The 13,290-nt window shown below is 39.6% G+C and carries 10 protein-coding genes; 6 read left to right on the forward strand and 4 right to left on the reverse strand.

Annotation, left to right across the window (positions count from 1 at the left end):
* Position 1: 1 nt before the first annotated feature.
* Genes glf through HGT70_RS01045 form a run of 3 tightly spaced genes read left to right on the forward strand, consistent with a single transcriptional unit; the run spans position 2 to position 3,187 of the window.
* On the forward strand, positions 2–1,159 hold the full coding sequence (gene glf, locus HGT70_RS01035) for a UDP-galactopyranose mutase (RefSeq protein WP_214194655.1): 1,158 nt from the start codon (positions 2–4) through the stop codon (positions 1,157–1,159).
* Positions 1,156–2,052, forward strand: a complete 897-nt coding sequence (locus tag HGT70_RS01040) for a glycosyltransferase (RefSeq protein WP_214194656.1) — start codon at positions 1,156–1,158, stop codon at positions 2,050–2,052. The genes glf and HGT70_RS01040 overlap by 4 nt, the downstream gene beginning before the upstream one ends.
* A 4-nt stretch (positions 2,053–2,056) precedes the next feature.
* Entirely contained in the window at positions 2,057–3,187 is a 1,131-nt protein-coding gene (locus HGT70_RS01045) for a glycosyltransferase family 4 protein (protein WP_214194657.1), read from the forward strand.
* Positions 3,188–3,429: 242 nt separating this feature from the next.
* Here the strand turns inward: HGT70_RS01045 and HGT70_RS01050 are convergent, their stop codons facing one another.
* The gene (locus HGT70_RS01050; RefSeq protein ID WP_214194658.1) at positions 3,430–5,688 is read right to left on the reverse strand and encodes a glycosyltransferase; all 2,259 of its coding nucleotides are present in this window, start codon (positions 5,686–5,688) and stop codon (positions 3,430–3,432) included.
* 92 nt (positions 5,689–5,780) lie between these two features.
* Between HGT70_RS01050 and HGT70_RS01055 the strand changes: the two genes are divergently transcribed.
* The gene (locus tag HGT70_RS01055) at positions 5,781–6,584 is read left to right on the forward strand and encodes a polysaccharide pyruvyl transferase family protein (RefSeq protein WP_214194659.1); all 804 of its coding nucleotides are present in this window, start codon (positions 5,781–5,783) and stop codon (positions 6,582–6,584) included.
* 39 nt (positions 6,585–6,623) lie between these two features.
* Here HGT70_RS01055 and HGT70_RS01060 read toward each other — a convergent pair whose 3' ends face one another.
* Positions 6,624–7,256 (reverse strand): hypothetical protein, encoded by a 633-nt coding sequence (locus HGT70_RS01060; RefSeq protein ID WP_214194660.1) that lies wholly within the window; start codon positions 7,254–7,256, stop codon positions 6,624–6,626.
* A gap of 1,318 nt (positions 7,257–8,574) precedes the next feature.
* On the opposite strand from HGT70_RS01060, the gene HGT70_RS01065 reads away from it, so the two are divergent.
* Positions 8,575–8,994, forward strand: coding sequence for a GFA family protein (locus HGT70_RS01065; protein ID WP_214194661.1), 420 nt, complete (start codon positions 8,575–8,577; stop codon positions 8,992–8,994).
* A gap of 15 nt (positions 8,995–9,009) precedes the next feature.
* Here the strand turns inward: HGT70_RS01065 and HGT70_RS01070 are convergent, their stop codons facing one another.
* Entirely contained in the window at positions 9,010–10,032 is a 1,023-nt protein-coding gene (locus HGT70_RS01070) for an alpha/beta hydrolase (protein ID WP_214194662.1), read from the reverse strand.
* A 322-nt stretch (positions 10,033–10,354) separates the two neighbouring features.
* On the opposite strand from HGT70_RS01070, the gene HGT70_RS01075 reads away from it, so the two are divergent.
* The gene (locus tag HGT70_RS01075) at positions 10,355–12,730 is read left to right on the forward strand and encodes a glucose/quinate/shikimate family membrane-bound PQQ-dependent dehydrogenase (protein ID WP_214194663.1); all 2,376 of its coding nucleotides are present in this window, start codon (positions 10,355–10,357) and stop codon (positions 12,728–12,730) included.
* Between the two features lie 183 nt (positions 12,731–12,913).
* Here HGT70_RS01075 and HGT70_RS01080 read toward each other — a convergent pair whose 3' ends face one another.
* A complete protein-coding gene (locus HGT70_RS01080; RefSeq protein ID WP_071433774.1) occupies positions 12,914–13,201 on the reverse strand; it encodes a YjcB family protein in 288 nt (95 codons plus the stop codon).
* Between the last annotated feature and the right edge of the window lie 89 nt (positions 13,202–13,290).

The following is a 13,290-nucleotide window of genomic DNA, read 5'->3' on the forward strand; positions in this document are numbered from 1 at the left end:
TGTGAATAATTCAAAAAATATTCTCATTGTAGGTGCTGGATTTACTGGAGCAGTCATTGGTCGCGAGCTTGCAGAGCAGGGGCACCAAGTACGTATCATTGATAGCCGTTCTCATGTGGCTGGTAACTGCTATAGCGAACGAGATGAAAAGACCGGAATAATGGTCCACACCTATGGGCCGCATATTTTTCATACAGATAATCAAGTAGTATGGGAATACCTGAATCGTTTCACAGAAATGATGCCCTACGTCAATAGAGTCAAAACGACAGTCAATGGGAAGGTGTTTTCATTACCGATTAATCTCCATACGATTAATCAGTTTTTTGAGACGACTTGTTCTCCAAGTGAAGCCCGTGCGCTAATTGAAAGTAAGAGCGATCAAAACATTGTCGACCCACAAACTTTCGAAGAGCAAGCCTTGCGTTTCGTTGGCAAAGAGCTGTATGAAGCTTTCTTCAAAGGTTATACCGTCAAACAGTGGGGGATGTCACCAGCACAGCTCCCTGCGTCCATACTGAAGCGTTTACCTGTACGTTTCAATTACGATGATAACTACTTTAGTCACAAGTATCAGGGGATGCCTAAAGAAGGCTATACGCCAATCGTCGAAAATATCCTTAACCATCCCAATATTAGTGTCGAATTAGAACGCGCGTATCAAGAAGAAGACAGCGAAGGTATCGATCATCTATTTTTTACAGGTCCAATCGATTCTTGGTATAGCTATAGATTTGGGCGGTTAGGATACAGAACTTTAGATTTTGATAAATTCTATACTGAAGAGGATTTCCAAGGCACTGCCGTGATGAACTATGGTGAGGAAAATATCCCATTTACGCGTATTACTGATCATAAATACTTCGCCCCATGGGAGAAGCATGAAGGCTCTGTATGTTATCGTGAGTTCAGTCGTACTTGCATGCCAGACGATACGCCTTATTATCCGATTCGACAAATGGGTGAGATGGAACTCCTGAACAAATATCTAAGTTTGGCTGAACAAGAAAATAGTATGAGCTTTGCAGGGCGTCTCGGTACCTATCGTTATTTGGATATGGACGTAACAATCGCCGAAGCATTAAACATGGCTCGTATCTATTTAGACAGCATTGAAAATGGAGAGAAAATGCCAGTATTCACGGTTAACGTTCGATGAACGTCACCGCGCTGATTGTAACGTGGAATCGTTTACCTCAGCTTAAAAATACTATTAAGGCAACCCTAGCGTTGCCTTTTAGCCATATTGTTATTGTCAATAATGGCTCTACTGACGGCACTAGAGAATGGCTAGAGTCACTCGAGGAACCTAGGATTTCCCTGGTACATGCTTATGAAAATCTAGGCGGCTCTGAAGGTTTTTTCTTAGGTAGCGAGTATGTTTCTCGACATATTAATACCGATTGGGTTGTCTTTTATGATGATGATGCTTGGCCTGCAGAAGATTTCTTCGAAGAATTTTTAAAACTAGATGTTGATACTCCTTCGGTCATTTGTGCAAAGGTCGTAGATTGTAACGGCAATATCTGCCAAATGAATCTCCCATGGCGCAAACGCACGGTAAGCTTAAGAGATAATTTGAATTATATTCGCTGTCCCGAAGATTTTGCAGTTCATTCTGAATCTCAAAGCGAGGTCATAACCTGCTCATTCGTTGGGGCAATTATTCATGCTGACCTTCTTAAGAAAACTTATTTGCATATCCATCGTGAGCTCTTCATTTATTTCGATGATGTCTATTATGGATACTACCTTTATCTAAGTGGCTATCGCCTACATTATCAGCCAAGTATAAAGATGTACCATGATATTGGCGGACGACCTGTAGGTAATATTGCTACCTGGAAAATTTATTATTTAGTAAGAAATATGTTACTTTCTAGATATATATTTAAGAATGATTCTTTTTTTACACCAGTAGCTATTTTATTTAGAGTTACTAAGTATTTTCTTCTTGTTTTAAAAAACAAGAATAGGCTTAAGTCAGTAAAGCTTATAATTCGTGCCATTAAAGATGGGCTTAATGATAAACGAACACCTCTAGATCAGTAAAAAAATGAAGAAAATTTGCTATTTTATTAATTCGGATTGGTATTTTGACCTTCACTGGTTAGAGAGAGCTTATGCTGCTCAGCAAGACGGCTTTCAAGTTCATGTGGTAACTCGTTATAATAGCGATGACTTCGTTAAGAAATTTACTGACATAGGTTTTACTTGCCACCATATAGTATTGAAAGAACGTTCAATAAATCCCTTTGGATTCTTATATGGTATGTTTAATACTATTATTTTATTACATAAAATAGGTCCAGATATTTTACATAGTATCACCATCAAGCCTATTATCATTGGTGGGATTTACTCAAGGTTTTTTAAAAAAAACTTTATTACAAATATAGTCGGCTTAGGAAGAGTTTTCGATAACGGTGGTATTATATTTAAATCCATAAGGTTTCTCGTTACTCGATTTTATAAGTTTATTTTTAAAAATCCTAAAAGTAAAATTATCTTCGAGCATGATAATGATAGGTTTTTATTGGGGAATTTTTTAAATTTAAATAGTACTCAAACTACAGTTATTGATGGTGCAGGTGTAGATACAAACTTCTTTGCTTATCAGCAAGAAGAACACTCAAAAGTACCAGTAGTTTTCTTTGCTGCTAGGATGTTAAAAAACAAAGGGCTAGATACTTTAGTCGAAATTAAAAGAGAGCTAGCTAAAGAAAATATTAAATTCCAACTTATTGTTGCTGGAATTGAAGTCCCAGACGATCCTCAGGCTATCTCTCATACTACAATTAAAAACTGGGAAGAGCAGGGAGATATTATTTGGTTGGGTACACGCAAAGACATGAGTGAGTTAATCACCCAGAGTAATATTGTTGCATTACCAACTACCTATCCAGAAGGTGTGCCGAGGATACTGATCGAGGCTTGTGCAATTGGCCGTGCTTGTATTGCCTATGATAGCGGTGGTTGTGGCAGTATAGTCGTTGACGGTGTAAATGGTTTTCTAGTAAAAAAAGACAATAAAAAAGAGTTTAAAGATAAAATATTAAAACTCATTCTAGATGTAGATTTAAGAATAGCTATGGGGATACAAGGAAGGAAAATCGTCGCAGAAAGATTTTCTTCTCAAGATATTATAGCCAAGACGCTAGATATCTATAAGTCTTTAGAGCGGTAGGGTAATAGTTAATAGATGAGTCCTATCAGAATACATAAATACCGATATTTTCTATAATAACGTTATATATTAGCGAGTCGGTTCGGATAATAAGTAAAGTTGTCGATAAGATTATATTATTATTTTATTTCGTTACTAAATAGTTAATAATTTAGTCTTTGCAATCTTCACATTTATAGATAAAGGATAAGTTAGTAAAAAAAGAACACCCAACTAAGCGAGTGTTCTTTTTAAAGTCAAAATTATTTATTTATGATTTTTCTTAATAATCGGATAATAGCCGAACTTTTTTTATCTTTCTTCGTTAATAATGAATGCAGTGAATTAAAGCGGTCGTTAGCCCATCCATTTTCTTGTTGAGAGATCAGGTAGCTCAGCTTATCGTTTAATACATTAAACCTATCATGGGCCCATCCCTCTCTTTGTTGAGAAACTAAATGTTCAATTTTCTCATTAAGGGAGTAGGTTCCATTATAGTTTTTAAGATGATGGTTTTCATTCTCTAAACGATTAATCTTTTCAAAAAGGCCATGGATTATCCCTAATGAGTAATTATGTTTCGTGTTTTCCTGCATAAAAGGACGGAAACTACGATAGTTATTTTTACTCTTATTACCAGACAAAAGCATCCCAGTATTTGCTACCCGGTACCAAAACATGGGTTCAGGCTCTAATTGTATTTTAAAACCGTTTAGACAGGCTTTAAGAAAGAACTCCCAATCCTCATGTCCAATTCCATAATCTTCAGTGAACCCACCAAGACTCATAAAAACTTCACGTTTAATAAGTGCATTAGCATCGCCGAAACAGTTTGTGAAACTTGCGATATTTGCGTCAGGCCCAAGAGGAAGCCAACAATGAGTCGTTTTTCTTAATGGGGACGGTAGCTCATTATTAAAAATGAGATCGCTTGGTGTTGTCACAATGTCTGAATTAGAATTTAGAGCGCACCTCAGTAGTGTTTCAACTTCATTTGGTTTCGCAACGTTATCATCATCCATAAAAAGCAGATAATCACCGGATGCGTGGCTTGCTGCTAAATTTCTCGCAGCACCGAGATAATTATTCGAGCTACGAATTATTTTCCATTTTCTTTCTTCAAAATCTTTTTCGATAAAATTGAGGTATTCGTGAGATTCTTTTTCCTTACTACCATCATCAACTAAGATTACTTCTAAATTTTTGTATGTTTGTTGTTGGACAGAAAAAATAGCATGCTGTAATAATTGATGCCTATCGAAGTGAGTGATACAGATACTCACTTTAGGGCCATTTTCTTTGTCAACTTTGATAAAGTTTTTGGGTGTTGGAGTATCAATAACTTCAAGCCAAGAACTGATAATCTCTTCCTGTTTTTGTATTAAACCAGGTGTACAGTTAAAGTTCTTGATTCTTTTATGTATTTTATTATACAAATCAATAGGGTTTGGAGTGAATAATATTTCACTATGGAATTCTTTAGATATCAACTCCGGAATCCCACCAACATTTGATGAAATAAAGTTAATATTATTAATCAAACATTCGTAGACAGTATAAGGTGAATTTTCTACCAGTGATGGCATTACGGCTAAAATATTTTTTCTTTTTAAGTAATCATTAGCCTGAGTTCGGTCGTAATCTGTGATTATTTTGGTTGTGATATCCAGATTTTTAGTTCTATTGCCGATATGATCAACAGAATTAAACGATGATGAAGAAATTGATTTTCCTAAGAATGTTATACATGAAATAGAATTTAGATCATCTTCAGTCATGTTTTCTAATGCTTTTAGAAAAATATCTAACCCTTTCCGAGTCTCAAGCCTGCCAAAAAAAACAATCTCATATTTTTCTACTGGCTGCTTACTGCTTACGACAACAACCTGTTTTTCATCCTGTAAGCCCTTAAATGGCTCACAGTTTAAAATAACTTTATTATTATCAGGTATCTGCCAATCCTTCGCCTTCATCCAATTGAAAAGATATTCGGAAGGACTGATTACTTCATCGGCCATTTCCACGACCAGTCTTTCCATATAGTAAAGTTCTAAGTGGTTTTGGTCGTAGGGTAATTGGTAGTTTCCTTCATCAGACCACAGCGTCGAGCTGTGTGTATTAATGACGAATTTTGTTTTTTCAAAATTACTACCATTGCTTTTACTTAATAATGTATAATAGAGATTGGCTTGCCATTCACAAGAAATGACAACATCGTAAATATCATTATCTTTAAGCCATAAGTATATCGAATAACTTTTTTTTCTGAAATATGGCGCATCGATTTCGATACTTTTGCAGAGATCTATATTAAATAGATTAATGTTTTTATTACTATAGCAATCAGACCAATATTGAAAGCTTTTAGAGCCAGATTCTATATATTGTCCGCTAGTATACAGAATATCTACATGATGACCTTTTTCTGCTAAAGCTGTAGATAGGGCCGTAAATGCTGTTCCGATTCCACCATTGCGCACAGGGCCTTCGATGTCGGGTGTGATTATGAGAATTTTCTTCATTGTATGTCCGTCCAGGTAAAACTAAGATTAATATTCTTTGCGTTTTTTGCTGTATATTCTATTCACACCGTCAATTATCTACGGAGCCCGCAATGATTGAACCACTGTCTGATTTCGAATCAATAATAAAATTTTACCACTCGCAGCACACATTTGTCTACAAAGCCAACCCTGGAAACGCAGGGGATGGGGTCATTGCTTCAGCCACTTACGATTTTTTTGAAAAGTTTAATTTGGATTTCGAAATGTACAGTGCTTCGGCAAAGTACAACCCTAATGAGCATGTATTAGTCTTCGGTGGTGGGGGTAACCTGATTGAGGGACTCTATAGAGAAGGTAGAGACTTTTTAGAAGATAATTTGTCTTCATTTGCCAAGGTTTTAATCTTCCCATCAACTATTAAAGGTTATAGTGATTTTTTCAGAGAACATGAAGATAAATTCGTGGTGTTTTGCAGAGAACAAACTACTTACGAGTATATCCTCAGTTTAGGGTATGATGGCAATAGTTGTTATCTCACCGATGATATGGCCTTTTATCTCGATTTAAAAAAATATACTAGTGGGGCTTCAGTTACTAAAGAGTCGTGTAATTGCTTTAGAACAGATGGTGAGTCATCTTTTGAAACTGGACATGAGAATAATCATGACATTTCACTGACTTGGAACGGCGATTATTGGGATAATAAGGATCTAGCCCGTAACTCAACGCGCTGCATGATCAATTTTTTAGAATCCTATTCTACGATTAATACCGATCGGCTACATGTTTCAATACTAGGTTGTCTACTCGATAAGAAAGTGAATTTTTACCCTAATTCATATTATAAGAATCAAGCTGTATTTAACTATTCTATTTTAAATAAATTCCAAAAGGTAGTTTTTATCACTAGTTAGCTACTAATCGTTGATGGACTAGCTAGTAATTTACAGGTGCTAATTTATTTCGTTTATTGCATTTTTTAATATAGAAGTCCATCCCTCATTTGAATAGTCATTTGCTCTGTCATAAGGAGCAAATCTATCAATATTTGCTAAGTAGAGATGATTATTTATTTTCGTAATGGAATAGTCAGGGTTCTCTGAGCTTCTAACATATAAAACTTTAGCTCTTCCATTTTTCTCTAAATAATTTGATAATGCGAGAGCGCCTTGATACCCATTGTTATCATTACTTTTTAGTATAAATATTTTTTTATCATCCATGATACTACGTCTAAGCTCTTCCAAGAAATACTTAATTTTTTCTTTTTCCTTGCTATAAATTTTCAAGTTTTCTTCAGCGTCAAATTTCCACTCCCAAATACCTTCATTATTTACGCTGTACATTTCAGTGTGAAAGGATAGTCCATATTTTTTATCGAGAACCATATTTTGCCAAGCTGGCTCTAAGTTTTCAAATAAATAGAGATCTTCGAAGTTTTTCGAAAATATATATTCTAAGTTATTTATATCATGAGTTAGCGTCCAACGAAAAAGACTACTTTTTTCAATACCCTTGTCTCTTAAAAAAAAACCAAATTCGCAATTATCACCTAGGCTTTCGAACCGCTCAATATCAGTAATCATAAATTCTTCCTCAGGCAATTTTAATCTGTTATGGTAATTTTATTTCTGATTAAAAATTATTTCAATGACATTATATCAGTGTGTCTTACATTTTTTTGCAAATCGATAGCTTTTTAGCTCGTCTTATGATTGCCTGTAATCATCACTTAACCGGCTCTCTGAATAATCAAAAGAAGTTATACATGTTACATGTTGTGCTCCTTTCTAGTTTCAAGATAGTTTTGTCGCCCTCAAAAAGAATATTATCATTACTTCTATTGTTATGTTTTTTGTTCCGTAACACGTGGATTCTAGGTGTTTAAGTTGAAAAAAATAATGATAAGGCATGAAGAGCACCGCTTATGTAGCTGATTTCTCAAGTACATCTGGGCAGTATTCTTCTATCTGAACAGATGTAGTAACACATTTTACCCAGTCAGTCCTCGTTTTGGATTTAAATGGATATCCTCTTTTTACAACACTGCATTCACCCAGTGTATCGCAGATCACTGTTCTTTATTTTTATTCTTATAGGAATTGGTTTTGGCTGCTCTGCATCTGACCCGATCCGCTCGAGGTAACACGCGACAGACTATAGTAGGATGCAGTTTGCTGTAGGTTCTTCCATTAATACTTCTCAGTGCAGTTAAGCTGGCCCGTAGCCAACTCATTGCTGCAGAGGGGTGCCGATGTTAACGGCTTGCTGTGTCAGTTTTAAGCGGTACAAATCTGTTACTCTACAGACCGTCGGTAAATCAGAAAAATAATGCGTTATGCTTACCGAATCAGCTATTATCGTTTTTTGAAAGGATAGCCCTAGGCGTCGTTTGTCATAGGAAATAGATACTCTGACTGACGTCATTCAGGCGACTTTATAGGTTCGGATATCTGGTGATTAATTTCTCTGCGCAATCCGGCTGATTTCCTTAAGTGAACAGCCATTTTATAGACTATTCGACTAAGAAAGTTAATGCTAATTTTATAGTAGTGAGCACTAACTATTAATAAGGCGCTGTAGATAGACTGGATCTACCAGCAGGGTATAAGTATCCACCTCTTTGACGCAAAAAATCAGCTATGATGGCTTTTAAGGGCATTACCGACCATTAACAAGGTGGTATATCCTAAGTACGGGTTTCATTACCAGACATTTTCGAAGAGATAGTTTTCACTGGTATAAAATTGCAATTCATTTGTGAGTGCTTACGACTAGCCTATTGTACCTTCAATAACATCATCCAATCAGCAAGGTTGTCTCGTCATCAAGCGAAATAGCCGGCTACTTATCTTTTGCGCTTTGTTAAAAATCTTTTCAACCTAGCTTACCCCTGAGGTCCTCATGCAAGGCTCCTGTTTATGTGCTTCAGTTAAATTTACCTTATCCTATAGTCCGAAAACTTTCTATCGCTGCCATTGCTCCCTATGTCGTCGTCAAACAGGTACAGAATCGAATTATGCGACTCTAGTACATCGTCAGCATTTTACCTGGTCTACAGGCGAAGCAAGTATTCACTCTTGGAAAAAGGCGTCGGGGTATCGTAACGATTTTTGTCAGCATTGCGGAAGTACGGTTCCTAACCCATTAGCACAAGCTCCCTATTTCTGGGTGCCGCTTGGCCTTCTGGATGGGATCGAACATTATCAATGTGTCGCCGACTTCTGTATGCAGGACTGCCCCTCAATCCTACCTTCAATTCACACTTACCGCGAACCTGTACAATCACTCGAGCAACTACTGAGTTTACTCCGGTTAGAATAGCAAGTTAGTTAGTATTTACTTTCTCTCTGAATAGCGTCGAATAAAGTCGATTGAATTATCGAACACTTGCTGGCTTGCGCGGTACTGCATACTAAACTCAAAATCATGGCTGAGTGGCTCAGGCCAGTTTTTAGGATAGATTGATGCTTCAACCGGAATATTGAGTGTTCTTAAGCGTTCGATAAATGGGGAGGTTTGTCCCTGCGTCAAAATATCGTTGTCGCTTGCGCTGATCGAAACAGGCGGATAGTCAGTGTTTAACCAAGGCGTTGCTGACATGATATAGAGCCTGCGCAGGCTAGGCGGCTTCTCTCCGCTGTAAGCCCCAATTAGTTGTTGCATAATCCAGCGGGTATACCAAGGGAGTTTTTGGCCACTTTTATATAAACTCGCCATATCATAAACGCCACTGTGTACGACCAGACCTCTTAGTTGTTGGGGGCGGATCGCTGGAGTAATCAATAACTTTTGTTGCAGAATCGGTGAATTGAGCATTGCCGCGTAACTGCTCACAATATTCGCCCCCGCAGAGTCACCGCTTAAGAAAATACGATTAAGATCTAGCGGCCAATCGTGCAAGGTACCCAGTGTCTTTAATGCTTGGTTAAGCTGAATCAGTTGGGTCGGAAAGGACCCAGTAGGGACGGTACTATATTCGATATTTACGACCGCAATTCCTCGGTCTGCCAGCAGTTTGGCATAGGGCAACATACTCTCTTTATGACCAGCGACCCAGCCACCGCCGTGTACGAGTACGATAGTGGGGTAAGATTGTAGGGGCTCCTGATTCGGCACCACGATATCCATGCGTGAGCTAGGTAGCTGACCATAGCGAATGTCTGTCGCGACTCGTAAGGGATGTTTAACATTAATAGCGGCGTAATGGTTGAGCGCCTCAACATTGTTTTTGCTTGCCGCGTTTTCCATCGCATTCTGAGTGAGTGAAATGGCCAGCGACTGACAGCCAGTCAGTAGCAGACTACTCGCGATAAGTCCCCATCTTTTAGAACCTACCGCTATAAAAAAATTTTTTTTCATACATTCCTTTCTGTGTTGTTATAAAAATGTGAAATTTATAGAGAAGGCTTCATAAAAATTGTCAACGAACTGTGCTATTAGTCATATTTTGTATAGAATTTTTTTATTAATAAGCCATACTAACCACCGTTGTGCAAAGTCCAGAAATACTTGTTACAAGTTGGTGGATTTTTCATCACAGGCGAATGTGAAAAATCGGAGATTGGTGCGGCAAGCTTCATCCGACGTGAGTAATTAAAATTATAAATTTCCTGCTTTAGGGCGGTCTTATTGCTCCGATTTTTACATTTTAAAATAGTTGTTTTGTTTAAGGTAGATTTCGATGTCTAGGGAACGCAGAGGCTTACGCCTCATCACGTTGTTATTCTCTCTCTTCTGCTGCTTATGGTTAGTCATTGGCGGTGGATACTTGTTAGCGATCGGTGGTAGTAGTTACTATCTTATTACCGGTCTCGTCATGGCGCTTTTCACCGCGCAATTAGCTAAACGTAAAGGTGGGGCATTTTTCGTCTATGCGTTAATCCTAATCGCAACAGCAATCTGGTCATATGTTGAATGTGGCATTGATTTCTGGGCGCTAGCACCGCGTTTAGGGATCTGGACCCTGTTTGGCATCTGGATGCTTTTACCACCAGTCTACCGTCAAATATCCCGTCCTAATGCAGGTAATACGCCACGCACCGCGATGGCGATCGGCGTTATTGTTAACTTATTGATGGTTGGCTCTAGTTTCTTGGTAAAAGATCCGCAAGAAATTGATGGCACACTTAATATTAATAATGCAGCCCCTGCAACGCCGAGCGTCCCTGCTCAAGACTGGCCTGCTTATGCACGTACCCAGGACGGGGTTCGCTATTCACCGCTGACACAGATCAACGAACAGAACGTCAAAGACTTACAAGTCGCTTGGACCTTCCGTACCGGTGATGTGAAACGTGCTGATGATCCAGGCGAGATCACCAACGAATCGACGCCAATTAAAGTCGGCAACATGCTATACACCTGTACTGCGCACCAAATTCTCATCGCATTGGATGCTGCAACAGGTAAAGAAAAATGGCGTTTCGATCCGAAGATTAAATACGACCCGTCCTTCCAACATATGACTTGCCGTGGTGTGTCTTACCACGAGGTGTCCGCAACACCTGCTAATGGTAGTCAACCGGCAGCCTGTTCACGTCGTATTCTATTACCTGTGAATGATGGCCGCCTATTTGCGGTGGATGCCGAAAATGGTCAGGTGTGTAAAGACTTCGCAAATAACGGCGAAATCGACTTACAACATAAACAACCGCATGCTTACCCAGGTGGCTATGAGCCAACCTCTCCGCCAATTATTACCGATAAAGTCATTATTATCGCGGGTGCGGTAACCGATAACTTATCAACGAAAGAGCCTTCAGGCGTTATTCGTGGGTTTGATGTCAATACTGGACAGCTGCTGTGGGCCTTCGATCCAGGCGCTAAAGATCCTAACGCTATCCCTGCAGACGGTGAAAGCTACACGCCTAACTCACCAAACTCATGGGCGCCTTCAGCTTATGATGCAAAATTAGATATCGTTTATATCCCAATGGGAGTAAGTACCCCGGATATTTGGGGCGGTAACCGTACTCCAGACCAAGAGAAGTTTGCGACCGGTATTCTGGCATTGCATGCTTCTACAGGTAAACTGGCGTGGTTCTACCAAACGGTACACCATGACCTGTGGGATATGGACGTTCCAGCACAGCCAACCTTAGCGGATATTAAAGATCAGCAAGGTAACACTGTACCGGTTATCTATGCACCCGCGAAAACCGGTGATATCTTCGTTCTGAACCGCGTTACTGGTAAGCCAGTAGTACCAGCAGACGAGCACCCGGTACCACAAGGTGCTGCAGAGGGTGACCACCTCTCCGCCACCCAGCCTTATTCTGAATTCAGCTATCGCCCTAAAGCGAACCTGACAGATAAGAAGATGTGGGGCGCGACCATGTTCGACCAGATGATCTGTCGCATCATGTTCCACCGTTTACGTTACGAAGGTCCATTTACCCCTCCTTCAGTCCAAGGTACCTTAGTTTTCCCAGGTAACCTAGGGATGTTCGAGTGGGGCGGTATTTCGGTTAACACTGATAAACAGTTTGCTATCACTAACCCAATGCAACTGCCGTTTGTCTCTAAACTGATTCCTCGTGGTCCGAATAACCCAATGGAACCTGATGAGAAAGGCGCTAAAGGGTCAGGTAGTGAAGCGGGTCTGCAACACCAATACGGCGCGAAGTTTGGTGTAGAGCTAAATCCGTTCTTATCACCGTTTGGTTTACCTTGTATGGAACCTTCATGGGGCTTCGTATCTGCAGTTAATCTGCAAAATCACGAAATCATTTGGAAGAAACGTATCGGCACCATCCGTGATAGCTCACCTCTACCGCTGCCGTTGAAGGTAGGTACTCCGATGCTGGGTGCGCCTATCACGACTGCGGGTAATGTATTCTTCATCGCGGCAACGCTGGATAACTACCTACGTGCCTATAGCGTGCATGACGGCAAACTGTTATGGCAAGCGCGTCTACCTGCGGGCGGACAAGCAACACCAATGACTTATGAAGTGGATGGTAAGCAGTACGTTGTGATTAACGCGGGTGGCCACGGTTCATTTGGATCGACCATGGGCGATTACATCGTCGCGTATAAACTTCCCGACGCGAAATAGTTGTATGGCATCATCCTCGTTGTGGTGATGCCAACGCAGAACTGAGCCTCGAATAAATTACTTTATTCGGGGTTTTTTTATGCTGTTAATGTGAGGAACAAAAGGTTGTAAATAGAGGGGAGGGTGACGGGAAGCATTACCTAAAAAGCCGATAAGGCGTAGCTTCCCAACTCAGTCGACAAGTTAAAAATTATTAGGGATAAAGATATCTGGAGATTGTTGTAAGGCGTAGTTAAGCGCGTCTGTCGCAACGGTCGTCATTGCTTGCCAGTTTTGGATAGTGAAATCGATTCCAAGTAGCCCCATAACAAACCAGCAGGAGGTAAATAAGCCTAGACCCGTAAAGGCTACACTCGCTGCTTTAAGGCTATGCTGCTGACATTTAATCTTCATCACGCTAGCCATATACATTAATCCTGCACTGACAAGGCCCCAACGCATGACGATTAGACTCGTTGCTAATGCGCTCATCTCTACTCCTTATATTGGTCAATAGGTAGGCTCATTGATTGATGATCAAACAATGAGAAAATAATAAAGTGTGATTTAGCTCACATTAT

Source organism: Rosenbergiella collisarenosi (genome assembly GCF_018494085.1).
Taxonomy (GTDB): domain Bacteria; phylum Pseudomonadota; class Gammaproteobacteria; order Enterobacterales; family Enterobacteriaceae; genus Rosenbergiella; species Rosenbergiella collisarenosi.